The sequence below is a fragment of the Pseudoxanthomonas sp. Root65 genome (assembly GCF_001427635.1).
In the GTDB taxonomy this organism is placed as follows: domain Bacteria; phylum Pseudomonadota; class Gammaproteobacteria; order Xanthomonadales; family Xanthomonadaceae; genus Pseudoxanthomonas_A.
Window position 1 is genome coordinate 340,328 of record NZ_LMHA01000003.1, and the last position, 23,504, is coordinate 363,831.

The following is a 23,504-nucleotide window of genomic DNA, read 5'->3' on the forward strand; positions in this document are numbered from 1 at the left end:
AAAAACGCCGCGAGGTCATCGCGGCGTGAGGGCAAGGACTGCTGGAAAGGAAAAGGGGTTCGTCAGCCCATCAGCTTGAACAGCGAGAGCGACTGCATCTGCATGAAGACGGTCTGCGCGGCCTGCAGGGCGGAGTTCTCCATCTGGTAGCGGCCGATGGCCTCGGCCCAGTCCAGGTCGCGCAGGCCGGAGAGGGTGTCCTTGAGGGTGATGTTGTTGGCCTCGCGCAGCGACGCGGCGGTCTCGATGGCGGACAGCTGCGCGCCACCACTGGCGCGTGCGTCGATCATCCTGCCCTGCGCGGTGCCGATGTCGCGCATGGCGCCCTGCAGGCTGTTCTGCATGGCGGCGCGCTGCGCGTCGGTAGTGGGGCTGGTGTCCAGCGTGTCGATCAGACCCTGCACGGTGGCGAAGATGTCGCGGCTGCCGGCGGGCCCCAGCGTAAAGCTGTCGCCGTTGGCGGGCTGGCCGTCGATCCGCATCTGCGCACCGGCGAAGGCGATGCTCTCGCCCTTGGCGTAGGTGCCGGCGGCGACCGGATTGCCGCCCGCATCCAGTACCTGGTAGCTGTCGTTGGCACCGAACGACAGCGTGTAGGTGCCGCCGTTCCACACGGTGGAGTCGGTGACGCCGAACGCCATCAGCAGGCCGGTGCCGGTGTTGCCGCTGGCGGGTTGGCCATCGACGCGGCCATCGCCGGTACGCAGGCGCAGGAAAACCTCGCTGCCGGGCAGGGTGTCGGAGACGAACATGTCCGGCGCCACTTCCACCTGCCGCTGGGTCTGGTCGCCGCTGTAGATCACGTTGCCGCCACTGAGGGCGAACGGTGCGCTGCCGTCGCTGGTGCCGCCGAACAGATAGCGGCCGGCGCCGTCGGTGCTGTTGGCCAGGTCCAGCAGGCCGGCGTGGATCGCCTTCAGCTCGGTGCTGATCGCCTGCCGGCTGTCGTCGCCCATCGCCGCATTGTTGGCCTGGATGACCAGTTCGTTGATGCGCGCCATCGCATCGCCTACGCGGGTCAGTGCGTTCTCCTGCAGGCCCAGGCGGTTCTGCACCGCGTTGGCGTTCTGGCCGAAGCGTTCCAGTTCGGCGACCGCGCGATCCAGGCCCACGGCGGTTCCGGCGGCGACCGGATCGTCCTTGGCCGTCACCAGCCGCTGCCCGCTGGCGAGCTGCTGCTGCGTGTGCGCCAGCTTCGCCTGCTTGGCCAGCATCGTGTTGATCGACTGCTGGTACATCATGTTGGTGGAGATGCGGTAGTTCATCGACGTGTCGCCGCCAGGAGCGATTGGAACAGGGTGTCGGCGGTGGCGATGATCTGCGAGGCGGCCTGGTAGGCCTGCTGCAGGCGCATCAGGTCGGCCGCTTCCTCGTCCAGGTTGACGCCGGAAATCGCATCGCGCGAGGCCTGCGCCTGGTCGTGGATGACCTGCTGGGCCTGCGCGGAGTAGTCCGCCTGGCGCGCGGCCGAACCGACCTGCGTGGTCAGGCCGCCGATCGCGCCGTTGAGGGTCAGCGTGCCGCCGTTGAGCACGCGCGCATCGTCCAGGTTCGACAGCAGCTTCGCGTTGCCGTTGTCGCTGGAATTCGCACCGGTCGGGCCCACGCGGAAGCTGTCGCCGGCCGCCGGCGCGCCATCCAGCACCACGCTCCAGCCGTTGTAGGCCACGGTCTGGCCCGGCGTGTAGGGGAACGGGCCGGTGCCGTTGATCGTGTACTGGGTGGCGTCGAGGAAATCGATGTCGACCGGCGCCAACAGGTTGGGGTCCGCGGCATTGGTCACCTTCATCCCGCTGACCTTGCCGCTGCCGGTGTTGGTCAGGTCGGTGTTGGCCTTGACCGGCGTCGCCGCGGCGATGCGGCCCGGGTCGGTGATGGCCACACCGAGGTTGCCGGCCGCGCCGGCAGTGGGCTGCAGCAGGAAGCGGTCGTTGGTGCCCGGCGTGGTGCCCGCTGCCAGCCGCAGTTCGATGCCGTTGACGATGAGCGGATCGGTCGCGGTGCCGGTGCCGGTCATGGGAATGCTCGCGCCCGTGTCCGGATGGGTCGCCACCCAGGCGGCGCCATCGAAGCGCAGCAGCACGTTCTGCGCGTTCAGCGCACCGGTATTGCCCACCGAGGTCTGCAGCACGGCGTTGCCGGTATTGCCGGCGTTCGAGGAGATGCGCGGCGCGGGCAGGCTGAAGAAATCCGCGCCCATCTGCCCGTACTGGTCCATGCCGGCGCGATGGCCGGCATTGAACGTCTGCGCCAGCGAGGTGGCGACACGGCCGAGTTCGGCCGATGCCGGATCCAGCACGGTGGTGCGGAACTCGATCAGTCCGCCGATCTGGCCGCCGAGCGCGCGCTTGTCCAGCGTGGTGCGTTGGCCGTTGGTTTCCAGCGCCACCTGCAGGCGCTCGGGACGGTAGGGGTCGGGCACGGTGACGAGGGTGCTGGCGGTGGCGCCCACCACCAGCGGCTGGCCGCCGGCGCTGAAGACGTTGACCAGGCCGCCGTCCTGCACCACGGCATTGCCGCCGGTGTAGCCCACCAGTTCGGTGATCAGCTGGTCGCGACGGTCCAGCAGGTCGCCGGACGGACTGGTGTTGCCGCCGATGCGGCCGTTGAGCTGGGCGATCTCCTTGGCCAGCCGGTTCACTTCGCCGGTGGCGGCGGTCAGGCCCGCGTTGACTTCGATGTCCAGGCCATCCAGATGCTTGTCGACCTGGTGGAAGCGGGTGACCAGCGCATTCGCCTGCGCCAGCACGCTTTCACGATCAGCCGAGCCGGCCGCGTTCGACGACAGCGCATTGACCGAGTCGAAAAAGCTCGACCACGGCGCGCTGATGCCGGTGGCCTTCTCGGAGAACAACTGGTCCAGCCGCGTGGACAGCGTGGACAGCTGCTGCAGGCGCGAGAGTTCGCCGCCGCTGTCGAGCAGGCGCGAGGTGGCCAGCGAGTCGGCCATCCGGCGCACATCGACGATCTGCACGCCATTGCCCTGGTAGCCGTAGCCGAAGTAGGTGCCGTCGCGCGATTCGAACTCCACGCGCTGGCGCGAGTAGCCCGGCGTGTTGATGTTGGCGACGTTGTGGCCGACCGTGGACAGGGCGCGCTGGAAGGCGATCAGGGCGCTGCTGCCGGTGGCGAGAAGGTTGGACATGCGTGTTTCCCAGGTCAGCGCCGCAGCGCGTTGCCGATGGCGTTGCCCACGGCGTTGCCGACCGGTCCGGCCACGGTGGTGCCGATCGCCGACAGCACCTTGCCCAGCGTGGGGCCGTTGGCGATGGAGGCGATCTTGTTGGCGTAGGTCGGGTCGGTGGCGTAGCCGGCGCGTTGCAGGCCGCGCGCGAAGCCGGCGATGTCCTTGCCGGCGGCGAGCGCCTGCTGGTAGCGCGGGTTGGTCTTCAGCAGCCGCACGTAGTCGGCGAAGCTTTCGGCGGGCGAGGCGTAGGCGCGGAAGTCCGCCGTCTCGGTGTGCTTCACGCCGTTGGTGTACTCGTGGGTGGCGGTGCGGGCGCGTTCGCCCTTCCAGCCGGTGGCCTTGATCCCGAACAGGTTGTGCGCGCTGCCGCCGTCGCCGGTCCTGATCTGGCGCTTGCCCCAGCCGGTTTCCAGCGCAGCCTGCGCGACCAGCGCCCGCGGATCCACACCCAGCTCCTTCGCCGCCTGCTTGGCGTGGTCCCAGATCTCGGCGACGAAGCGTTCCGGCGTGTTGCGTGCGTACTTGGACGGATCGGCCGAGGCGACCTGTTCCACCTCGTCGCAGGCCACGTCGGGCCGCACGGTGATGGTGTCGAGCGTGATGGTGGCCGGCATGCCGGCATCGTGGCGCGCGCTGCTGCCGATGCCGCGGCCGGCGATGGCGTCGAGCATGGAATCGGACTCGTTGCCCGGCAGCAGGCGCTTGTACGCCGACAGCGCGGTGCTGGCGGGTACGGCCGGCGTAGCGCTGTCGGTGGCGCCCAGCTGGCGCGCGATCATCGGCGCCAGGCCCAGTCCGCGGCCCTGCGACATGGCAGTGGCCAGCTGCTGGTCGTACATGTCGCGGAACACCTGGTTCTCGCCGGGGAACAGCGAGTCGCCGAAGCCGGCCTCGCGCATGCACTTGATCATCATCTGCGCGAACTGGCTTTCCAGCTTGCGGGCGACGTCGTGGATGCGCGCGTTGTCCGGCGTACCGCTGGCGTCGGCCAAGGGCAGAGCGGGGTTCAACGTTCCGATGGGCATGCTGGCCATGGCAGTCAGGGGCCGGGATGGGGGATGGAGGATTCGGGATTCGGAAAAGCGTGGTTGCGCAGGAGGTAAGGCAAGTCCTGTGCCGAAGGGACGTCGGAGATGGGCCAGGACGCGGCGGCGTGCGCGGAGTCCACACCCGCCATCCCGTATCCCGAATCGCGAATCCCGGCTTCCATCAGATCACCTCGAGCTCCGCACGCAGGGCGCCGGCCTGCTTCAGGGCTTCCAGGATCGCGATCAGGTCGCCCGGGGCGGCGCCGACTTCGTTGACGGCGCGCACGATCTCGTCCAGCGAGGTGCCGCCCTCGAACTTGAACATGCGGTTGCCTTCCTGGCTGACCGACACGCTGGACTGCGGCGTCACCACGGTCTGGCCGCCGCGGGAGAATTCGTTCGGCTGGCTGACGTTGGCCGACTCGGTGATCGTCACCGTCAGCGAGCCGTGCGTCACCGCCGCGGCCATCACCTGCACCTGTGCGCCGATCACCACAGTGCCGGTGCGTGCATTGACGATGACCTTGGCCGGCGCACTGCCGGGCGTCAGTTCCAGGTTCTCGACCTGGGCGAGGAAGTTGATGCGACGGGAGATGTCGGCGGGCGCCCGCACGGCGACGGTGACGGCATCCAGCGCGTACGCATTGCCGGCACCGAAGTTCTGCTCCAGTGCCGCGACCATGCGCGAGACCGTGGTGAAATCGGCGCGGTGCAGGTTGAGGGTGATGGTGCCTTCTCCGCTGTCCAACGCATTGGGGATCGCACGCTCGACGGTGGCGCCGTTGGGAATGCGGCCCACGCTGGGCACGTTGACCGACACGCGCGAGCCGTCCTTGCCCTGCGCGCCGAAGCCGCCGACCACCAGGTTGCCCTGCGCGATGGCGTAGACCTCGCCGTCGGCACCGCGCAGCGGCGCCATCAGCAGGCTGCCGCCGCGCAGCGAGGTGGCGTTGCCGATCGAGGACACGGTGATGTCGATCGGCTGGCCGGGCTTGGCGAAGGCGGGCAGGTCGGCGTGGATGGCCACGGCGGCCACGTTCTTCAATTGCGGATTGACGTTGGCCGGCACGTTGACGCCCAGCTCGCCCAGCATGTTCTTCAGGCTCTGCACGGTGAAGGGCGCCTGGCTGGTGCGGTCGCCGCTGCCATCCAGGCCCACGACCAGGCCGTAGCCGACCAGCGGATTGCTGCGCACGCCGCCGACCTGCGCCAGGTCCTTGATGCGCTCGGCGCGCGCGGCCGGCGCCAGGCAGATCAGCACCAGGCCGATCCACGCCAGCAGGCCGAGCAGGGTGTAGGTGTCGATGCGGCGCGGCTTCTTCGTCGGCGTCGGCGCAGCGTGGTTGGAGTCGTTGGTGTCCATCACGGCGCTCAGTTCGGGAAGATCGGGGAATTGAAGAAGCGGCCCAGCCAGCCCATCGAATTGGACTGCGCGATGGCGCCACGGCCGCCGTAGGCGATGCGTGCGTCGGCGACCTTGCCGGAGGAAATGGTGTTGTCCGGGTTGATGTCGGCCGGACGCACGATGCCCTGGATCTGCACCAGCTCGTCGCCCTGGTTCAGGCGCATGTTCTTCTGCCCCTGCACGACCAGGTTGCCGTTCGGCAGGCGCTGGATCACGGTGACCGTCACGCTGCCCTGCAGGCGGTTGCTCTGCGCGCTGTTGCCGGCGCCGCTGAAACCACGGTCGCCGTTGACCGAGGCGCTGAGGATGTCGCGGCCGTTGAGCGTGACCGGTGCGCCGGCGATGTTCGGTGCCGCCAAGCTGACTTCGCTCTGCTTGTCCACCGAGGTGGTGGCCGAGGTCTGCGCGGTGGTGTTTTCCACCAGGTTGATCGTCAGCAGGTCGCCCACGTCGCGGGCGCGGCGGTCGGCGTAGAGGTTCAGGCCCGGGCCGGCGCGGTAGATGGAACCGGCGGTGGCCGGGGCCTGTACTGCGACGATGGGCTGGATGGGCTGCATCGGCGCGTACGGGCGCACGTCGCCTACGTAGCGCGCGCAGCCCGGCAGCAGCATCAGCGCGCAGGCGAGGGTGGTGGCGGACGTGGAGCGCTTCATGGCATGTCCCGTGGCGTGACGATGGCGACCGTCAGACGTTGTTGTTGAGGTAACCGAGCATCGAGTCGGTGGTGGAGATGGCCTTGGCGTTCATTTCGTAGGCGCGCTGGGTCTCGATCATGCTGACCAGCTCTTCCACCACGTTGACGTTGGAGCCTTCCAGCGAGCCCTGCACCACGCTGCCCAGGCCGTTGAGGCCGGGCGTGCCGTTCTGCGCCGGGCCGGAGGCGGTGGTTTCCAGGTAGAGGTTCTCGCCCTTGGCCTGCAGGCCGGACGGATTGACGAAGTCGGTGAGCGTCAGCGAGCCGATCTCCAGCGCCTGCGCCTGGCCGGCCATGGTCACGCTGACGGTGCCGTCGTTGCCGATGGTCAGCGACTGCGCGCCTTCGGGCACCTGGATGCCGGGTTGCACGGGATAGCCGCTGTTGGTGACCAGTTCGCCCTGCGCATTGATCTGGAACGAGCCGTCGCGGGTGTAGGCAGGCGAGCCGTCGGGCAGCAGCACTTCGAAGAAGCCGCGGCCGTTGACCATGACGTCGAGCGAGCGGCCGGTCTGCTGCGGGTTGCCCTGCTGGAAATCCTTGGAGGTGGACACCACGCGCACGCCGGTGCCGAGTTGCAGGCCGGACGGAAGCTGGGTCTGCGAGGAAGTGGAGCCGCCGGGCTGGCGCACCTGCTGGTACAGCAGGTCCTCGAAGCTGGCGCGGTCGCGCTTGAAGCCGGTGGTGTTGGTGTTCGCCAGGTTGTTGGAGACCACGGACATGCGCGTCTGCTGCGCGTCCAGTCCGGTCTTGGCGACCCAGAGGGCTTGGTTCATGGCGTGGTTCCTCGCGGATGGAAGGGGTGGGGCCGCGCGATGCGGTTCCTCGCGTCTTCTCAGGCAAGTCCTGTGCCGGAATGGGTGCCGTGGTTCTGGCGCGGGGCCGGGAGGTCGCGCGGCCGGGTGGGGCATGGCGTGCGACGGGTGCGCCGGAAAGTCGGCGGGCCCCTCATCAAGCCCCTCTCCCTGCGGGAGAGGGGTTTGGGGAGAGTGCCAACGAAGTCCATGTCTTCTCCCCGCGCTGGCGGTTGCCACATCCGCCGTGGGCTTTTGCCTTTGATGGCCTTGCGGGATGAGGCTTTCTGCCGCCGACGCATGGCGCCGCTCGCCGCGGGGGCCCTACTTTCTTTGCTTGTGCAAAGAAAGTAGGCAAAGAAAGCACACCCCGGCGGTCCGCCCGCCGCTGTGCGGCGGGTACGCAGTCCCGGCGGGAATTTTCGTAAGTGCCATCCTGGCCCATACGAAAACGGCGCACGTCCTGTGCGCCGCCCTGCGGGTTTTACCCGCCGTGACTGCCGGACCTCAGGGGGCCCAAAGGCTGTGTCCGAGGGATCGGCGCGCGCTCTTGTTGTTGCTGTTGCCGTTGCTTTCGGGCCCCCATCTAGGCACGGCGAGTAGGGCGGGTACAACCCGAAGGGCGCCGTCATGGATGACGGCGTTTTCGTACGGCACAGGGATGTGCCTTACGAAAATTCCCGGCCTGCTCGCGGACCCGGCGCGTAGCGCCGGGCGTGCCGCCTGGGGTGTGTTTCTTTGGTTCTTTCTTTGCACAAGCAAAGAAAGAACGCCCACCCGCGGCGAGCGGCACCATCTATAGGAAACAGAAAACCCGTCCCGTAAGGCCATCCAACCCAAGCCAATCGCGGACGTGGTCGATGCCATGGGCCGGAAAGGGAGTGGACTTCGTTGCCCCTCACCCCAACCCCTCTCCCGCAGGAAGAGGGGCTCAAGCGGCGTCAGCCGCCGAGACGCAGCAACTGGTTCGACGACTGCGCCATCTCGTCGCCGCTGCGGATCACCTTCACCTGCATCTCGAACTGACGCTGCAACTGGATCATCTGTACCAGCGCACCGGCCGCATCCACGTTGCTGCCTTCCAGCACGCCCATCGTCAGGCTGTTGCCGTTGGCCACCGGCAATGTCGGCGCCTGCGGGTCCGAAGGACGCATCAGGCCATCGCCGCCGCGGGCGAGCTGCGACTGCGCCGCTTCCACGATGCGCATCCGACCGACCACGGCCATCGTCTGCGGACCTTCGCCCTGCGGGATGATCGACACCGTGCCGTCGGCCCCGATGTCGATCGACTGCGCCGGCGGTATCGCGATGGGGTTGCCGTTGTCGTCCAGCACCGCGCGGCCGCCCGCCGTCACCAGCTGGCCGTTCGGCGTGACGTTGAGCTCGCCGTTGCGCGTGTAGGCGGTGCCGCCATCGGCGGCCTGCACGGCCATCCAGCGGTTGGGCTGCAGCGACACGTCGAGCGAGCGCCCGGTGACCATCTGCGAACCCGTGCGTCCGTCGAAACCGGGATCGATCAGTACCGCGTCCACACGCGAGGGAAAGCCCTGGCCCTGGATCTTGAACGCCTCGGTGCCGGCCAGCGCCGCCTTGAAGCCCTTGGTGTCCACGTTGGCCAGGTTGTGCGACACCGTGCCCTGCGCCTGCAGCGAAGCGCGGGCGCCGGTCATTGCGACGTAGAGGGCTTTGTCCATGAGGCGAGTCCAGAGTGAAGAGGAGTGAGAAGTGAGGAAAGGCGGGGGAGTGTGTCAGCGAGTGCGGTAGATCCCACTCACTCCTCACTCCTCTCCGCTCACTCCTCGCCTCACCTGATGTTGATGACCGCCTGGGTGATCTGGTCCTGGGTCGACAGGGCCTGCGAGTTGGCCTGGAAGTTGCGCTGCGCCACGATCATGTTGACCAGTTGTTCGGTCAGGTCGACGGTCGAGGCTTCCAGCGCGCCGGAGGCCACCTGGCCGAAGTCCGACGTGCCCGGTGCGCCGATGCGCGGTTCACCCGAGGCGTAGCTGTGCGTCCAGGTATTGTTGCCCTGCGACACCAGGCCCTGCGGGTTGCTGAAGTTGGCCAGCGCCACCTGGCCCAGTGCCTGGTCTTCGCCGTTGGAGTAGCGCGCGTAGACCACGCCGGTTTCGGACACGCTGAACTCGTTGAGCTTGCCGGTGGCGTAGCCGTCCTGGTTCTGGATGCGCTTGGCGAACTGCTCGCCGTATTGCGTGGTGCCGCTGATGTTCAGCGTCATGTTCAACACGCCGGCGCCGGTGCTGGGCGTGAACGGGGCGAGCGCCACCTGGCCATTGGCCGGTGCGGTCAGCGTGCCGTTGTTGTCGAACTGCACGGTGGTCGGCGCGCCCATCGAGGCGCCGTCCACGTAGGTGTGCATCTGCCACTCGTTCGGGTTCGGCGTCTTAACGTAGTACACAGTCTGCTGGTGGGCCACGCCCAGCGAGTCGTACACGGTGACCGAGGTGGTTTCGTTGTAGCTGGCGCTGTCGGTCGGCGAGAACGGGGCGATCGTCGGCTGCGCGGCGTTGCCGGGCAGGGTGACGCCCAGTTCCACGGCGGTGGTCGGCGACGGCGGGCTGTCGGTGGTCAGCAGGCGCAGGTCGGTCATGTTGCCGGTGTCGAAGCCGATGCCGTCGGCACGTGGCGGGAACACCTGCAGGCGGTAGCCTTCCGGCGTGGTCACGAAACCGTTCGGATCGCGCTGGAAGTTGCCGGCGCGCGTATACACGTTGGTGCCGTTGTTGCTGACGGTGAAGAAGCCTTCCTTGTCCACCGCCATGTCCAGGTAGCGCCCGGTCTGGTTGATGTCGCCCTGCGAGAACTGCTGGGCGACGTTGGTCAGCCGCACGCCGGCACCGATGCCGTTGCGCATCAGGCCGTAGCCGGTGGACGAGAACACCTCGGCGAACTCCGCGCGCGACTCCTTGAAGCCGGTGGTGTTGACGTTGGCGATGTTGTGCGAGGTGACGTTGAGGTCGGCGTTGGCCGCCCTCATGCCGGACAGTGAGCTGTTGAATGCCATGGAAGACTCCTTGCGGGATGCGGTGGGAGCGTGGGTGTCAGGACGTCGACTTGCCGATGCGCAGCACGTAGTCGAGCGGGGCGGTGCCCAGGCCGGGCAGGTTGAGGTACAGGCCGTCGGAGCCGATGGTCACGCTGTCCACGGTGGCGTCGACGTAGGTGTTGAGGGCGGTGCCGGTGCCATCACTGGCGGTGTGCGTGGCCTTGATCGTGTACGCGCCGGCGTCGGCACGCTCGCCGTTGGCCTTCACGCCATCCCAGGCGAACGCGGTTTCGCCCTTGGCGGTGGCGTCGACTTCAATGGTGTCCACCACCATGCCGCTGGCGTCCTTGATCTCGAAGGTCACCTTGCCGGCGCCGGGGGACATCACCAGGCCGCTGGCGTTGCCGGTGGCGGGCAGGGCGATGGATTCGGACGGCACCACCACCGAGTGGCCGACCAGCGCGGCGCCTTTCAGCACCTGGTCGCCGGTCAGTGCGGCGGTGAAGCCGTTGACGGTGCCGTTCAGATCGCTGATGCCCTGCACGGTGGAGAACTGCGCCAGCTGGGCGACAAACTCGCTGTTGGACAGGGGTTTCAGCGGATCCTGGTTGCTCAGCTGCTCGGTCATCAGCCGCATGAAGTCGGCCTGGCCCAGGGTGTCGGCTTTCTTCGCGGTGGTCGCGGCGCCGGTGGTGCTGGTATTGAGGGCGGCGAACGGATCGCCGTTGACAGTGGTCATGGGTGTGCTCGGTCAGGGGAGGGTGCGTCAGCGGCCCATCGTCAGCGTGGCCAGGGCGAGTTCCTTGGCGGTGTTCAGCACTTCCACGCCGGCCTGGTAGCCGCGCGAGGCCGAGATCAGGTTGACCATCTGCGCCACCGGATCGACATCCGGCGCATAGACGTAGCCATCGCCATCGGCCATCGGATGGCCGGGCTCGTAGCGCTTGATCGGCGGTGCCTCGCTCTGGGTGATTTCCTTCACCTGCACCGAGGTCAGCGACCCGTCCGCATTGAGCTTGCGGGCCTGGAAGATCGGTTCGATCGGCTTGTACACCGCTTCCGGCGAGGAGGCGATGGAGTCGGCGTTGGACAGGTTGCTGGCGATGGTGTTGAGACGTACGGACTGCGCCTGCAGCGCGGAACCGGCGACGTCGAAGATCGGCAGGTTGCTCATGGCAGTGCCCCTTACTGGCCGGTGATCGCGGTGAGCATGGTGCGCACCTTGGATTCGATGAAGCTCAGCGAGGCGCGGTATTCCAGCGCCGCGCGGCCGTAGGCGGCACGCTCGGTGTCGGCGTCGACGGTGTTGCCGTCGAGGCTGGGCTGCACGCCGTCGCGCTCGAAGATGCGCGGCGAGGCGTTGAGCAGCGTCATGTGCTGCTCGTTGGTGCTGCTCAGCGGCGCGGCCTTGGCGGCGGCCTGTTCCAGGGCGGCCTGGAAGTCCAGGTCCTTGGCCTTGAAGTTGGGCGTGTCGGCGTTGGACAGGTTGCTGGCGATCAGCTGCATGCGCTGCTCACGCAGCGGCAACGCCGCGGCGTGGACACCGAGGTAACTGGAGATGGGATTGGACATGGCACCGCTCCGGCAGACCGTTGCCGGGGCAGTTGCAAGGCGTGTGCCAGACATGCGCCTCCTTCTCCCCGCGCGGCGGGGAGAAGGTGCCCGAAGGGCGGATGAGGGGCGAGCGCCGCGCTGGCGCTGACGGTGGCTTCGGGGTGCGCCTTACGCCGCCATGCGTGCCGCCGCCACCTGGTTCAGGCGGAACAGCACGTGTTCGGCCAGCTCGTGCGGGCTGTACTTGGCCACGAAGGCGTTGGCGCCCACGCGTTCGACCATCGCGTTGTTGAACACGCCCGACAGGGACGTGTGCAGCAGCACGTACAGGCCGGCCAGGCCCGGGTGGCGCCGGATTTCCGTCGTCAGCGTGTAACCGTCCATGGCGGGCATCTCGATGTCGGAGATGACCATGGCGTAGCGCTCGGCCGGATTCTCGCCGGCGGCGTGCACCTGCAAGAGGTGGTCCAGTGCCTGCCGGCCGTCCGAGAGCAGGGTGGCGGTGACGCCCAGCTGCTCCAGCACGCTGCGGATCTGCGAGCGCGCCACGCGGGAGTCGTCGACGACCAGCACCTGCATCGGCGGCGCATCGGCGGGCAGGGCCATCTCCGGCGCCAGGGTGGCGTCCATGCGCGACTGGCAGATGTCGGCCAGCACGCTTTCCACGTCGATCACCTGGATCAGTTCGCCCTGGAAGCGCGTCACCGCGGTCAGGTAGCTGTTTTCCGCGCCCAGCTCCGGCGGCGGGTGGATGTCTTCCACCGCGATGTTGACGATGCGCTCCACGCCGCTGACCAGGAAGCCCTGCACCGAGCGGTTGAACTCGGTGACGACCAAGTAGTTGGGGGCGTTCTCGGGATTGGGGTCGCGCTCGGGGTGGCGGATGCTCAAGCCCAGGTCAAGCACGGGCACCGACCGCCCGCGGACGTCGGCCACGCCGACGAACTCGCCCGGCAGGCCGGGGAGCTGGAACAGCGAGGGTCGGCGCAGGACTTCCTGCACTTTGAAGACGTTGACGCCAAAAAGCTGACGCCCGCCCAGGCGGAACAGCAGCAGGGCGAGGCGGTTGTGGCCGGCCAGGCGGGTGCGCTGGTCGATGCGGTTGAGCAGATCCTGGGTCATGCACAGCATATCGGCCGCGGGATAGGGAACTTGAGCCGGGGGAGCGGCGCCGATTGAAGCCCCTCTCCCTGCGGGAGAGGGGTAGGGGAGAGGGCCAACGAAGTCCATGTCTTCGCTCTCCATGGTGCGCCACGACATCCGCGATGGCCTTTGGGTCCGTGGCCTTGCGGGGTGGGGCTCTTTTCCAGGACGTATGGTGCCGCTCGCCGCGGGGGCATTCCTTTCTTTGCTCGTGCAAAGAAAGGAACCAAAGAAACACGCCCCAGGCGGCACGCCCTGCGCTTCGCGCAGGGTCCGCGAGCGGTCCGGGAATTTTCGTAAGGCACATCCGTGTGCCATACGAAAACGCCGCCCATCCGGGGCGGCGCCCTTCGGGTTTTACCCGGCCCGCTCGCCGTGCCTCATGGGGACCCCGAAAAGCAGGAGCAACCGCGACGCATCGGCTTTGGCTCTCGGGCCCCCTGAGGTCCGGCAGTCACGGCGGGTGCAACCCCAAAGGGGCGCCGCACAAGGATGTGCGGCGTTTTCGTACGGGGCACGATGCCCCGCACGAAAATTCCCGCCTGGACTGCGCACCCGCCGCGCAGCGGCGGGCGGACCGCCGGGGTGTGCTTTCTTTGCTTACTTTCTTTGCACAAGCAAAGAAAGTAAGGCCTCCGCGGCGAGCGGCACCATGTTCAAGAAAAGGAAAGCGCCTCCCGCCAGGCCATCAAAAGCGGAGCCCGTGGCGGATGTGGTGCGGACTGCCGGCGGATCGAAGGCACGTGCTTCGTTGGCCCTCTCCCCAACCCCTCTCCCGCGGGGAGAGGGGCTCAAGCGCGTCAGAAAGACAACACCTCGGACCCCGCGGCAGTCGAGGGCTCTGGCACACCGCTTGCAGCTTCCCCGCCGATGAACCTCCGGACCCCGCCCATGCTGCGCCTCACTTTCGCCCTGATCGGTGGCCTGACCGCATGCAGCGTGTTGGCCGCGGACTTCCAGCCGGTCGACAGCATCAAGGCTGCTGCGATCGGTGCGCTGCCTGCCGGCAGCGAAGCCGAAGCCACGCTGGACCCCGCCCTGCGTCTGCCACGCTGCGGTGCGGCGCTGGTGGCGCGCATCCAGGGCAGCACCAGCGTGGAAGTCAGTTGCCCGCAGGACGCCGGCTGGCGCCTGTTCGTGCCCGTGCGCGTGCGCCGCAGCCAGACGGTCCTCGTCCTGGCGCGCGGCATCGCCCCGGGCGAAACGATTACCGCAGACGCTTTCGTCGCCGAGCGTCGCGATGCCTCGCGCATCGTCGGGGCCGCCGTCGCCGATCCGGCGCAGGCGGTGGGCCGGGTCGCCCGGCGCATGCTGTCGGCCGGCGCGGTGCTGGCTTCGACCGACCTGGTCGCGCAGCGGCTGGTCCGGCGTGGCGACAACGTGGCGCTGGTGTCCCGTCGCGGCGGGGTGGAAGTGCGCGTGGCCGGCAAGGCGCTCGCCGATGGCGGCGAGAACGAGCGGGTCACCGTGGAAAACCTGTCCTCGCGCCGCGTGGTGCAGGGCGTGGTGGGGCCGGGCGGCGACGTCTGGGTCAGCCGATGACGCATCATGGCCACATCGCCCTCAAGGTATGCCGGGGGTGGCCGATATCGAACGTGGGTGGAAGCAGGCCGGGCACGATCTGGCACTTCCGCGGATTGTGGCCTCCGTCACTAAAGTCGGAAGGGCCGCGGCCGATAACTCCTATGAACCCTGTGACAGGTGAATGAAATGAGCCAGAAAATCGAAGGCACTCCCCCTGCCGCCGTCCGCACCACCGGCCCCGTTGGCGGCCGTGTTGCGCCGGCGGGTGCCGAACGTTCGCGGCCGGTCGAAGCCAGCGCCGGCGGCGACAGTCTGCGCCTGACCGGCGAGGCCGCCAGCCTGCAGGCGATGCAGCGCGAGCTGTCCAACGCGCCCGCGATCAACGAGTCCCGCGTGCAGGCCGTGCGTGAAGCCCTGCAGGCCGGTACCTACAAGGTCAATGCCGAGGCGATCGCCGACGGCATGCTGGGCCTGGAAGACCAGTTGGGCGGCTGAGCGCAATGAGCCATGCCTCCCTCCAGCGACTGTCCGCGGCCCTGGAAGGGGAACGGCGCGCCATCGTCGAGCACGACGTGGAAGCGCTGGTGCGATGCACGCAGGACAAGCTGGATGCGCTGCGCGCGCTGGAAACCGCGGCCGCCGGCTTCGGCTTCCCGGAAGACCTGCGCGAACAGCTGGCCGAACTGGCCGAGAAGAACCATGCCAACGGCATCCTGCTGGCGCGTCGCCGTCGCGAAGTGAACTGGGCGCTGCGCCATCTGGGCCGCACCGAAAGCCACGGCGCCTACGATGCGCAGGGGCAGACGTCCACGACGTCCGCGCCGCGTCCGCTCGCGGTCGCCTGAGCCCGGTGCCGGATCCGCAAACTGCGACACCGCACCTTGCCGCTCCCGCTGCCGCGCCGGATACTGGCGCCCCATCGCCGCCACCCGATGCATCCGTGGCCACAGTCCCGCCATTGAACACGTCCCCCGGCGCCTGCGCCGTGGACGACATCCCGACCTTCGCCGACCTCAAGGCGCTGGCCGAACTGATGGACGATGGTTATCTGCTCTGTCGTGGCGATGCGCGTCCGCTGCACGCCAACGCGGCGGCGCGCGCGCTGGTCAACGACCATGTCGACCCTCTGGCCGCCCTGTCGCGCCTGCTGCCGGCGGATGCGATCCGCACCGCGCGCGAGACCGGTCGCTGGAACGCCGACCTGACGCTCGACGATGGCCTGGTGCTGCAGGTGCGCGCCTACTTCCACGACAATCCCGGCGGCGGCCACTGCCTGGTCGTGTTCCACGACGTCAGCGAGGCGCATGCGCGCCAGCAGGAACTGCAGCGACGCCACGCCCAGCTCCGGCAGACGCTGGTGCGGCTGGCCGGCGCCCAGGAGCAACTGGTGCAGTCGGAGAAGATGGCCTCGATCGGCCAGCTGGCCGCCGGCGTCGCGCACGAGATCAACAATCCGATCGGCTACGTGCACTCCAACCTCGGCTCGCTGCAGGAATACCTGCACAGCCTGTTCTCGCTGATCGAGGTCTACGAACGCGCGCTGCGCCTGCCGGACCCCAAGGTGATGCTGCCCGAGATCGAGGATCTGCGCGCACGCTCCGACATCGACTTCATCACCGGCGACCTGCCGCAGCTGATGTCCGAATCGCGCGAGGGCATCGAGCGCGTCACCGCCATCGTGCGCAACCTGAAGGACTTCTCCTACTCCGGTCGCGACGACAGCTGGAAATCCGCCGACCTGCACGCCGGTCTCGATTCCACCATCAACATCATCTGGAACGAGCTGAAGTACAAGGTCACGCTGGAGAAACACTACGGCAAGCTGCCGCTGGTGCAGTGCCGTCCGTCCGAGTTGAACCAGGTGTTCATGAACATCCTGCTCAACGCCAGCCATGCCATCGACGAACGCGGCACGATCCACGTCACCACCGGCGTGGACGGCGAGGAGGTCTGGGTGGAGATCCAGGACAGCGGCCACGGCATTCCGGACGAGATCCTGCAGCGCATCTTCGACCCCTTCTTCACCACCAAGCCGGTCGGCAGCGGCACCGGCCTGGGCCTGTCGATCTCCTACGGCATCGTCAAGAAGCACAACGGCCGCATCGAGGCACGTAACGTGCCCGGCGCCGGCGCCTGCTTCCGCATCACCCTGCCGATCCGGCAGCCGAGCCTCGACGCGGCGTGAGTGGTCTGGTTCTTGTGGGAGCGACGTAAGTCGCGATAAGGGAGTTCGGTTGTCCCGAACCAGGATCTGCGCGGCAGGCGTCGGTCGCGTTCGATGACGCGGCGATGGTTCGTTTTCAGCGTTCGCGACTTACGTCGCTCCCACATCCACATCCACGTCAGCCGACTCGAAGAAAGCGAGCTTCTTCGCCCTGGGCAACCGCTTCAGCTGCGCCTCGGCGCGCGAGGCCGCGCTGCGGTCCGGGTAGCCACGACTCGCGAGCACGCGCAGCGGCGGATTCGCGCGGGTGTACTTGGCGCCGGTGCCGGCGACATGCGCGGCGTAGCGTGCTTCAAGCCGGTTGGTGATGCCGGCGTAGTACGTGCCGTTGCGGCATTCCAGCAGGTACAGGCACCAGCCCTCCGGCATGGGCGCGACAGCGTCAGGCATGCGCGCGGTGGTGCGGCTGGTTCTCGTAGGTGGTGAAGGCCTGGCGGATGTGTTCGCGCAGGTCGTCGTCGTTCCAGGGCTTGGTCAGGAAACGGTAGATCTCGCCGCGGTTGATCGCCTCGGTCACCGTGGCCAGGTCGGTGTAGCCCGACAGCACCAGCCGCACGGTGTCGGGATACAGCAGGCGCACGCGGCCGAGGAATTCGGTGCCGCTCATGTCCGACATGCGCTGGTCGGACAGGATGACCTGCACGTCGTTGGTCGCCAGCAGCTCGAAGGCGTCGGTGACGTTGCTGGCGGCGAGGATGCGGTAACCATCGCGGCGGAACAGGCGCACCAGCGAGCGCAGGATGTTCTCCTCGTCGTCCAACAGCAGCAGGGTGCGGTCCGGCTTGGTGGCGGCGAACGCGTCCGCGCGCAGGTAGCGGCGGCGCAGCACGGCGCCGGCATCCTCGGCCGACATCGGTTCGCCGAACAGGTGGCCCTGGAACATGTCGCACTGGTTGCGGCGCAGGAAGCCGAGCTGCGTGTCGGTCTCCACGCCGTGCGCGATGACCTTCATGCCCAGCTGGTGGCCCATCGCGATGATGGCGCAGGTGATGGCCACCTCGCGCGGGCTGGACGGCACGCCCTTCACGAAGTTGCGGTCGATCTTGATCTTGTCCACCGAGAAGCGCACCAGCGAATCCAGGTTGGAATCGCCCATGCCGAAGTCGTCCAGCGTCAGCCGCACGCCTTCGCGGTGCAGCTGCGCCAGCGTGCGGTGGACCAGGTTCATGTCCTTGGCCAGCGCGTTCTGGCGGACCTCCAGCACCACCATCTGCGGCGGGATGCCGGCCTCCTGCATCGCCTCCAGCACCTCGGACACGAAGCTGGGACGCAGCAGTTGCAGCGTCGATACGTTGACCGCGATCTCGAAGTCGTCGAAGCCCCAGTCGCGCCAGACGCGTGCCTGCTTGAAGGCGTTCCGCAGCACCCAGTCGCCGATCTGCACGATCACGCCGAGCTTTTCGGCCACGTGCATGAAGCGCTCCGGCACCAGCAGGCCGAGCGCGGGGGAGTACCAGCGCAGCAGGGTTTCCATGCCCACCACGCGGCCGTCGTGCGCGTTGATCTGCGGCTGGTAGAACAGGCGCAGTTCGTTGTGGTGGATGGCGTTGACGATCTGCCGCGCGATGATGCTGTCGCTGCGCGCGGTGATCGCCGCGCCGCGCCGGTACAGGCGTACCAGGTTCATGCCTTCGTGCTTGGCCTGTTCCATCGCGCTTTCCGCGCACTGCAGCAGGCCCGAGGCGGTGTCGGCATGCTCGGGGCACAGCGCCACGCCCAGCGTGCCGGTCAGGAACAGCGTGTACGGAAGCACCGTCATCGGCAGTTCGATCTGCTCGCGCAGCATGTCGCCGAAGCGCTCCGGCGGCAGCGTGCCCGCCACGCGCGGCACCGCCACGATGAACTCGTCGCTGCCGTGGCGCCACGCCCGCGCTTCCGGGCCGAGCGCCCGTTGCAGGCGGTCGCTGAGGATCGCCAGCGCTTCGTCGCCGACTTCCACGCCCATGTTCTCGTTGATCGAGCGGAAGTGGTCGATGTCCAGGTACAGCAACATCAGCGGCGTACCGTCCGCGGTCGCCGTGTCGACCATGCGTTGCAGGTCGGGTTCGCCGGCGCCCAGGCGGGGCAGGCGGGGCAGATGGGCGTGCTCGGTATTCACGCGGGTTGGGCAGGCATCGCGGACGTGGGGCCATAGGGTAGGCGAAGTCGCCAGTGCGTGCCGGAAACGGCATCGAGGCCGCCGCCGGCCGCGCCCGCCAATGCCTGCAGCAATGGCAGCTCGGGCAGCTCGATCGCGTCCCCGGCCTGCAGCTCCAGCGTCAGGTCGCCCGACGCCTCCGCGCTGCCTGCCAGCGACACGCCCAGCGTGGTTCCCGCCTGCGCCACGGCACGCATCACCATCTGGGCGATGCGGAACGCGACCAGGGCGTGGTCGGGTGCCGGCGCGCGCGGCAGCGGCGCCAAGGCCAGAGCGGTGCCGGGGAACAGGCGCTCATGCTCGGCACGCAGCGCGGCGTCCAGGCCGATCGAATCCAGCTGCGGCGGATGCAGCGTGGCATGCAGGTCGCGCACGATGGCGACGGCGTCGTCGCTGGCGCGGATGATCTCCTGCAGATCCTCCGCACGCAGGGCGGCATCGTCTTCCGACTGCACCAGATGGGCGCCCATGCGGATCGCCGACAGGGCCTGGCCGACCTGGTTGTGCAGGGCGCGGCCAACGCGATGGCGCTCGGCTTCCTGCAGGCGGAACAGCTGCAGCAGCAGGGCAGAGGAGGAAGGCGGGTTCGGCATCGGCAGCGACGGTGCGGGCGTGGCCGCAGTATGCCAGCGCGACTTCGAGGTCGGGCGGGTGAGGCCCGGAAACGCGACGGGGCGGCCCGTGGCCGCCCCGTCGTGGTCAATCGTGTGTCGCGTCTGCCGCGATCAGAACAGCTCGACCGTACCGGCGCCCATGTTCTGCTGGGCGACCGGCTTGTGCGGCGGACGCTCCCATTCCGTGCGCTGGTCGCGCAGGCGGTTGCCGATCAGGCGCAGTGCGCTGAGCAGTTCGTTGTCGGTGGCGCCGCCAGTGCGGTGCAGCAGTTCCTGCAGGGCGACGGCTTCCTTGTTGATCGCGGTCAGGCGGTCCAGATGGGTGGTCGCACTGCCCAGCGACTGCGTGGCGATGTCCTCGAACTGCAGTGAGCGGACCGCGTCGGCGACGCTCGCGTCGATGGCGTGGCCGCACATCGAGACCTCGCGCATGCCGTCGCCCAGCGAGGCGTTGATTGCCGCGACCTGGTTCAGCATGCCCGCGGCTTCCGAACGTGCTTCGCGTGAGCGGTCCAGGTCGCGCGAAGCCATGTTCGACACGGTGTCGCGGACCTTGGCGATGGATTCCTTGGAGCTGTGCGCCAGCTTGCGGATCTGTTCGTTGAAGGCGGTGGAGCGCTCGGACAGGTTGCGCACCTCGTCGGCGACCACGGCGAAGCCGCGTCCGGCTTCACCGGCGCGCGCCGCTTCGATGGCCGCGTTCAGCGCCAGCAGGTTGGTCTGGTCGGCGATCGACTTGACGTCTTCCAGCAGCGAGAAGATGCCGTCCAGGTGCTGGGCCATGTCGTCGATGTGGTGCACGGTGGTGCCGCTCTGGCCGGCGACCTGTTCCAGCGCCTCGACCAGCTGTTCCATGCGCTGGCTGGCGTTCTGGGCGAAGCGCGCCACGTCCACGCCGGCACGGTCGCCCTCGCCGTTGCGGTCGATGATGCGCGAGATCGCCGCGCTCTGCTCGCGCGACTTGCGGTTCATCGCGTCGAAGCTGCCGCCGAGGTTGTTGACGGCTTCGCGGATCAGTTCGCGGGCGCGTTCGATCTCGCTGCGCGAGCCTTCGATCTCGTTGTTGACGAAGCGGCGCAGTTCGGTCAGCAGTGCGTCCTGTTCGCGCACGACGCTGGCGTGCTCGGGCGAGATCTGGTGCCCGTGGGTCGCGGTCAGCCAGGCGAAGATCAACCAGGCCAGCGTCAGCGAGGTCAACAGGGCCCATTGCAGGGCATTGGGCCAGTCGAAGCCGACCGACACCGGGAACAGCAGGGTCAGGATGAGGGGTGCCGCCAGACGAACCAGGATGCGCGAGTACATGGGTGCTCTCTGATGAAGCTCACTGTTGAGTATCGGCCGTGGGGAACGGCTCTTTAGGCGGGAATTCGGGTGGTTTTTCGATCACCCGCGATCTGTGATGCCGGTTGTCGCTTGTGTGCCAGGCTGTTGTGGGAGCGATGTGAGTCGCGATGCTCTTTGTTCGGGCACCGCGGTCCCGTCATCGCGACTGACGTCGCTCCCACATCAGTCCCACAGCGAGGATTCCGGAAGCTCAGGCGATCGCCGCAGCCAGGTCGAGCAGGCGCTGGGCGATGCGTTCCAGTGGCAGGGCCTCTTTCGCGGCACCCATGCGCATGGCCGCGCCGGGCATGCCCCAGACCACGCTGGTGGCTTCGTCCTGCACCAGGGTGGGGGCGCCGGCCTGGCTCATTTCCAGTAGGCCGCGGGCGCCGTCGTCGCCCATGCCGGTGAGGATGGCGCCGACCGCGTTGCCGCCGGCGCTCTGCGCGACCGAGCGGAACAGCACGTCGACCGCCGGCTTGTGGCGGTTCACCGCCGGGCCGTCGTCGATGCGGCAGCGCCAGCGGGCGCCGTCGCGGATCACGCGCATGTGCAGGCCGCCCGGCGGCAGGTAGGCATGGCCGGGCAGGATGGCTTCGCCGTCGGTCGCCTCGCGTACGGCCATGGCCGAATGCCGGTCGAGGCGTTCGGCGAAGGCGCGGCTGAAACCGGCGGGAATGTGCTGGGTCAGCACGATGGCGGGCGCGTCGGCGGGCATCTGTTCCAGCACCACACGCAGCGCCTCGGTGCCGCCGGCCGACGCGCCGATGGCGATCAGCCGGTCGGTGGTGCGGAAGCGCAGCGCGGGCGGTGCCGGCAGGGCGGTGTCGAGGTTCACGCGCGGCGCGCCCTGGCGCGCCAGCGGGCGGACGCGCGCCTTCGCCGCGGCCTTGACCTTGGCGATGATTTCGTCCGAATACGCCTGCAGGCCGCTGGCGACATCGAGCTTCGGTTTTGAGACGAAGTCCACCGCGCCCAGCGCCAGCGCCTGCAGGGTGGTGTCGGCGCCGCGCTCGGTGAGCGAGGAGATCATCACCACCGGCATCGGCCGCAGGCGCATGACGTTCTCCAGGAACGCCAGCCCGTCCATGCGCGGCATTTCCACGTCCAGCGTCATCACGTCGGGATTCAGGCGCTTGATCTTGTCGCGCGCCAGCAGCGGATCGGCGGCCGAGCCGACCACCTCGATGCCGGGGTCGCGGGACAGGATCTCGGTCAGCATCTGGCGCACGACCGCCGAGTCGTCGACGATCAGCACGCGGCAAGGGGTCATGCTCATCAGAACAGCTCCACGCCCCCGGTGACGGGGGCCTTGGACAGGCGGGCGCGGGCCGCGGACTCGGCGGCCAGCACTTCGGCGTCGTGCGCGTGCGGCAGGCGCTGCACGACCGCGCGGCCACTGTCGGGGAAATACCAGACCTTGCGCGGATGGATGCCGCGCAGGTCTTCGGCCACCACCGGGATGCGTTCGGCATCCAGGTAGCGGCGGACGAATTCGGCGTTGCGCGTGCCGACCGGATTGCTGGTGAACCCCTTCAGCACGTTGGCGCCGCCGAACACCTTGGCCTGCAGCCGGTTGCGGGCCGCACCGCGCTTGAGCAGGTCGTTGATCAGCAGTTCCATCGCATAGCTGCCGTAGCGCGCGGGCGCGCCGTCGCCGACGTTGCCGTCGGGCAGCAGGAAGTGGTTCATGCCGCCGAGCTTGAGCAGCGGGTCGCGGATGCACGCAGCCACGCACGAGCCCAGCACGGTGACCAGCGCGGTGTGGTCGTCCACCACCAGGTACTGCGTGGGCAGCAGCTTGGCGGCTGCGGTCTTGAAGCGGATGTCGTGGTAGCGCAGGACGCTGCCATCGGCGAAGGCGGCCGCGGCGGCGCTCACGCGGCGGCCCCGGCGCGCCGGTACAGCGTGCGGCCGCACGGCTGGATGATGTCTGCGGCGTGCAGGTAGTTCTCCGAGTGCCCGGTGTACAGCATGCCGTCGTCGGCCAGGTGCGGGACCAGGCGGGTGAGGATGCCGCGCTGGGTCGGCTTGTCGAAATAGATCATCACGTTGCGGCAGAACATCGCCGTGAACGGACCGGCCACGTCGTAGCGGGGCGCCAGCAGGTTGAGCGGGCGGAACTCGATCATCTGCCGCAGCGCCGGATGCACGCGGCACTTGCCTTCGTTGGGACCGCTGCCGCGCTGGAAGTAGCGGCGCTTCAGCGTGTCGTCGAGGCCGGCGATGCGTTCGACCGGGTAGACGCCGCGTTCGCCGGTGGCCAGCACCTGCGTGTCCACGTCGGTGGCCAGGATGCGTACCGGCGGGGTCAGCGTGCCGTAGGCCTCGCAGGCGGAGATGGCGATCGAATACGGTTCCTCGCCGGTGGAGGCGGCGCAGGTCCAGATCTTCAGCGGTCCGTCGTGGCGGCGCTTGGCCAGCTCTTCCTGCAGCCGCTCGAAATGGTGCGGTTCGCGGAAGAACGAGGTGAGGTTGGTGGTCAGCGCGTTGGTGAACGCCTGCCATTCGTCGCCGCCGTCGCGCTCCAGCTGGTCCAGGTAGTCCTTGAAGCTGCGCAGCCCCAGCGCACGCAGGCGGCGCGAGAGGCGGCCGTAGACCATGTCGCGCTTGCCATCGGCCAGGGCGATGCCGGCCCGCTGGCGGATCAGGTCGGCGACGCGGCGGAAGTCGCGGTCGTCGAACTCGAAATCGCGCGCGCCGGATGCTGCTGCATCGTCCTGCGGTGGCGCGGCGGAGGTCCGTCGGGTCGAAGGTGCCGGAACAAGAGGGCGGGGACTGACGGACATGGGATCTCGTAAGAGAGGGCTACTGTCGGGTTACTCGGCCGAAGCCCCGTCGGCAGGACGGGGCTTCGGCATGTCCACGTG

Annotated in this window: 23 protein-coding genes; 4 read left to right on the plus strand and 19 right to left on the minus strand. The window is 68.4% G+C overall.

Translation table 11 applies throughout. From position 1 onward, the window contains the following. Positions 1 to 62: 62 nt before the first annotated feature. From flgL to ASD77_RS16310, 12 genes are all read right to left on the minus strand, one after another. Positions 63 to 1,265, minus strand: a complete 1,203-nt coding sequence (gene flgL, locus ASD77_RS16255; protein WP_055944367.1) for a flagellar hook-associated protein FlgL — start codon at positions 1,263 to 1,265, stop codon at positions 63 to 65. Beyond that, positions 1,262 to 3,145 (minus strand): flagellar hook-associated protein FlgK, encoded by a 1,884-nt coding sequence (flgK, locus tag ASD77_RS16260; protein WP_055944370.1) that lies wholly within the window; start codon positions 3,143 to 3,145, stop codon positions 1,262 to 1,264. Before flgK ends, flgL begins: the two co-directional genes overlap by 4 nt. Before the next feature lie 14 nt (positions 3,146 to 3,159). Continuing rightward, a complete protein-coding gene (flgJ, locus tag ASD77_RS16265) occupies positions 3,160 to 4,143 on the minus strand; it encodes a flagellar assembly peptidoglycan hydrolase FlgJ (protein WP_327194198.1) in 984 nt (327 codons plus the stop codon). A gap of 253 nt (positions 4,144 to 4,396) precedes the next feature. After that, entirely contained in the window at positions 4,397 to 5,578 is a 1,182-nt protein-coding gene (locus ASD77_RS16270; protein ID WP_082563380.1) for a flagellar basal body P-ring protein FlgI, read from the minus strand. An 8-nt stretch (positions 5,579 to 5,586) separates the two neighbouring features. Next, positions 5,587 to 6,273 (minus strand): flagellar basal body L-ring protein FlgH, encoded by a 687-nt coding sequence (flgH, locus tag ASD77_RS16275; RefSeq protein WP_055944373.1) that lies wholly within the window; start codon positions 6,271 to 6,273, stop codon positions 5,587 to 5,589. 31 nt (positions 6,274 to 6,304) lie between these two features. Continuing rightward, positions 6,305 to 7,090: a flagellar basal-body rod protein FlgG gene (flgG, locus tag ASD77_RS16280; protein ID WP_055944376.1), complete on the minus strand. Its 786-nt coding sequence runs from the start codon at positions 7,088 to 7,090 to the stop codon at positions 6,305 to 6,307. 959 nt (positions 7,091 to 8,049) lie between these two features. Beyond that, positions 8,050 to 8,802 (minus strand): flagellar basal body rod protein FlgF, encoded by a 753-nt coding sequence (locus tag ASD77_RS16285; RefSeq protein ID WP_055944380.1) that lies wholly within the window; start codon positions 8,800 to 8,802, stop codon positions 8,050 to 8,052. Positions 8,803 to 8,912: 110 nt separating this feature from the next. After that, positions 8,913 to 10,133 carry a flagellar hook protein FlgE gene (flgE, locus tag ASD77_RS16290; RefSeq protein WP_055944383.1) on the minus strand — a complete coding sequence of 407 codons (1,221 nt, stop codon included), beginning with the start codon at positions 10,131 to 10,133 and terminating at the stop codon, positions 8,913 to 8,915. A 37-nt stretch (positions 10,134 to 10,170) separates the two neighbouring features. Further along, positions 10,171 to 10,854: a flagellar hook capping FlgD N-terminal domain-containing protein gene (locus ASD77_RS16295; RefSeq protein WP_055944385.1), complete on the minus strand. Its 684-nt coding sequence runs from the start codon at positions 10,852 to 10,854 to the stop codon at positions 10,171 to 10,173. Positions 10,855 to 10,881: 27 nt separating this feature from the next. Continuing rightward, on the minus strand, positions 10,882 to 11,289 hold the full coding sequence (flgC, locus tag ASD77_RS16300) for a flagellar basal body rod protein FlgC (RefSeq protein ID WP_055944388.1): 408 nt from the start codon (positions 11,287 to 11,289) through the stop codon (positions 10,882 to 10,884). Positions 11,290 to 11,300: 11 nt separating this feature from the next. Beyond that, positions 11,301 to 11,687 (minus strand): flagellar basal body rod protein FlgB, encoded by a 387-nt coding sequence (flgB, locus tag ASD77_RS16305; RefSeq protein ID WP_055944391.1) that lies wholly within the window; start codon positions 11,685 to 11,687, stop codon positions 11,301 to 11,303. A 150-nt stretch (positions 11,688 to 11,837) separates the two neighbouring features. Next, entirely contained in the window at positions 11,838 to 12,791 is a 954-nt protein-coding gene (locus ASD77_RS16310; RefSeq protein WP_055945071.1) for a chemotaxis protein, read from the minus strand. A gap of 912 nt (positions 12,792 to 13,703) precedes the next feature. Between ASD77_RS16310 and flgA the strand changes: the two genes are divergently transcribed. From flgA to ASD77_RS16330, 4 genes are all read left to right on the plus strand, one after another. Further along, the gene (gene flgA / locus ASD77_RS16315; RefSeq protein ID WP_082563381.1) at positions 13,704 to 14,354 is read left to right on the plus strand and encodes a flagellar basal body P-ring formation chaperone FlgA; all 651 of its coding nucleotides are present in this window, start codon (positions 13,704 to 13,706) and stop codon (positions 14,352 to 14,354) included. Between the two features lie 168 nt (positions 14,355 to 14,522). Then, positions 14,523 to 14,831 (plus strand): flagellar biosynthesis anti-sigma factor FlgM, encoded by a 309-nt coding sequence (flgM, locus tag ASD77_RS16320; RefSeq protein ID WP_055944394.1) that lies wholly within the window; start codon positions 14,523 to 14,525, stop codon positions 14,829 to 14,831. A 5-nt stretch (positions 14,832 to 14,836) separates the two neighbouring features. Next, positions 14,837 to 15,181 carry a flagella protein gene (locus ASD77_RS16325; RefSeq protein WP_055944397.1) on the plus strand — a complete coding sequence of 115 codons (345 nt, stop codon included), beginning with the start codon at positions 14,837 to 14,839 and terminating at the stop codon, positions 15,179 to 15,181. Positions 15,182 to 15,369: 188 nt separating this feature from the next. Further along, the gene (locus ASD77_RS16330; RefSeq protein WP_082563415.1) at positions 15,370 to 16,521 is read left to right on the plus strand and encodes an ATP-binding protein; all 1,152 of its coding nucleotides are present in this window, start codon (positions 15,370 to 15,372) and stop codon (positions 16,519 to 16,521) included. Positions 16,522 to 16,650: 129 nt separating this feature from the next. Here ASD77_RS16330 and ASD77_RS16335 read toward each other — a convergent pair whose 3' ends face one another. The 7 genes from ASD77_RS16335 to ASD77_RS16365 form a co-directional block, all read right to left on the minus strand. Continuing rightward, on the minus strand, positions 16,651 to 16,950 hold the full coding sequence (locus ASD77_RS16335; RefSeq protein ID WP_055944400.1) for a GIY-YIG nuclease family protein: 300 nt from the start codon (positions 16,948 to 16,950) through the stop codon (positions 16,651 to 16,653). Next, positions 16,943 to 18,589: an EAL domain-containing protein gene (locus ASD77_RS16340; protein ID WP_082563416.1), complete on the minus strand. Its 1,647-nt coding sequence runs from the start codon at positions 18,587 to 18,589 to the stop codon at positions 16,943 to 16,945. The genes ASD77_RS16335 and ASD77_RS16340 overlap by 8 nt, the downstream gene beginning before the upstream one ends. Positions 18,590 to 18,654: 65 nt before the next feature. After that, positions 18,655 to 19,290 carry a histidine kinase gene (locus ASD77_RS16345; protein WP_055944406.1) on the minus strand — a complete coding sequence of 212 codons (636 nt, stop codon included), beginning with the start codon at positions 19,288 to 19,290 and terminating at the stop codon, positions 18,655 to 18,657. A 132-nt stretch (positions 19,291 to 19,422) separates the two neighbouring features. After that, positions 19,423 to 20,613, minus strand: coding sequence for a methyl-accepting chemotaxis protein (locus tag ASD77_RS16350; RefSeq protein WP_055944409.1), 1,191 nt, complete (start codon positions 20,611 to 20,613; stop codon positions 19,423 to 19,425). A 232-nt stretch (positions 20,614 to 20,845) separates the two neighbouring features. Beyond that, a complete protein-coding gene (locus tag ASD77_RS16355) occupies positions 20,846 to 21,916 on the minus strand; it encodes a chemotaxis response regulator protein-glutamate methylesterase (protein WP_156383726.1) in 1,071 nt (356 codons plus the stop codon). Then, positions 21,913 to 22,515, minus strand: a complete 603-nt coding sequence (gene cheD, locus ASD77_RS16360) for a chemoreceptor glutamine deamidase CheD (protein WP_055945079.1) — start codon at positions 22,513 to 22,515, stop codon at positions 21,913 to 21,915. Before cheD ends, ASD77_RS16355 begins: the two co-directional genes overlap by 4 nt. Next, positions 22,512 to 23,423, minus strand: a complete 912-nt coding sequence (locus ASD77_RS16365) for a CheR family methyltransferase (protein WP_055944415.1) — start codon at positions 23,421 to 23,423, stop codon at positions 22,512 to 22,514. Before ASD77_RS16365 ends, cheD begins: the two co-directional genes overlap by 4 nt. Positions 23,424 to 23,504: the final 81 nt, after the last annotated feature.

Coding starts and splice junctions, on each gene's coding strand:
- flgL (WP_055944367.1), bottom strand. CDS start 1,265: ATGAACTACCGCATCTCCACCAACATGATGTACCAGCAGTCGATCAAC.
- flgK (WP_055944370.1), bottom strand. CDS start 3,145: ATGTCCAACCTTCTCGCCACCGGCAGCAGCGCCCTGATCGCCTTCCAG.
- ASD77_RS16270 (WP_082563380.1), bottom strand. CDS start 5,578: ATGGACACCAACGACTCCAACCACGCTGCGCCGACGCCGACGAAGAAG.
- flgH (WP_055944373.1), bottom strand. CDS start 6,273: ATGAAGCGCTCCACGTCCGCCACCACCCTCGCCTGCGCGCTGATGCTG.
- flgG (WP_055944376.1), bottom strand. CDS start 7,090: ATGAACCAAGCCCTCTGGGTCGCCAAGACCGGACTGGACGCGCAGCAG.
- ASD77_RS16285 (WP_055944380.1), bottom strand. CDS start 8,802: ATGGACAAAGCCCTCTACGTCGCAATGACCGGCGCCCGCGCTTCGCTG.
- flgE (WP_055944383.1), bottom strand. CDS start 10,133: ATGGCATTCAACAGCTCACTGTCCGGCATGAGGGCGGCCAACGCCGAC.
- ASD77_RS16295 (WP_055944385.1), bottom strand. CDS start 10,854: ATGACCACTGTCAACGGCGATCCGTTCGCCGCCCTCAATACCAGCACC.
- flgC (WP_055944388.1), bottom strand. CDS start 11,289: ATGAGCAACCTGCCGATCTTCGACGTCGCCGGTTCCGCGCTGCAGGCG.
- flgB (WP_055944391.1), bottom strand. CDS start 11,687: ATGTCCAATCCCATCTCCAGTTACCTCGGTGTCCACGCCGCGGCGTTG.
- ASD77_RS16310 (WP_055945071.1), bottom strand. CDS start 12,791: ATGACCCAGGATCTGCTCAACCGCATCGACCAGCGCACCCGCCTGGCC.
- flgA (WP_082563381.1), top strand. CDS start 13,704: ATGCTGCGCCTCACTTTCGCCCTGATCGGTGGCCTGACCGCATGCAGC.
- flgM (WP_055944394.1), top strand. CDS start 14,523: ATGAGCCAGAAAATCGAAGGCACTCCCCCTGCCGCCGTCCGCACCACC.
- ASD77_RS16325 (WP_055944397.1), top strand. CDS start 14,837: ATGAGCCATGCCTCCCTCCAGCGACTGTCCGCGGCCCTGGAAGGGGAA.
- ASD77_RS16330 (WP_082563415.1), top strand. CDS start 15,370: ATGGACGATGGTTATCTGCTCTGTCGTGGCGATGCGCGTCCGCTGCAC.
- ASD77_RS16335 (WP_055944400.1), bottom strand. CDS start 16,950: ATGCCTGACGCTGTCGCGCCCATGCCGGAGGGCTGGTGCCTGTACCTG.
- ASD77_RS16340 (WP_082563416.1), bottom strand. CDS start 18,589: ATGGTCGACACGGCGACCGCGGACGGTACGCCGCTGATGTTGCTGTAC.
- ASD77_RS16345 (WP_055944406.1), bottom strand. CDS start 19,290: ATGCCGAACCCGCCTTCCTCCTCTGCCCTGCTGCTGCAGCTGTTCCGC.
- ASD77_RS16350 (WP_055944409.1), bottom strand. CDS start 20,613: ATGTACTCGCGCATCCTGGTTCGTCTGGCGGCACCCCTCATCCTGACC.
- ASD77_RS16365 (WP_055944415.1), bottom strand. CDS start 23,423: ATGTCCGTCAGTCCCCGCCCTCTTGTTCCGGCACCTTCGACCCGACGG.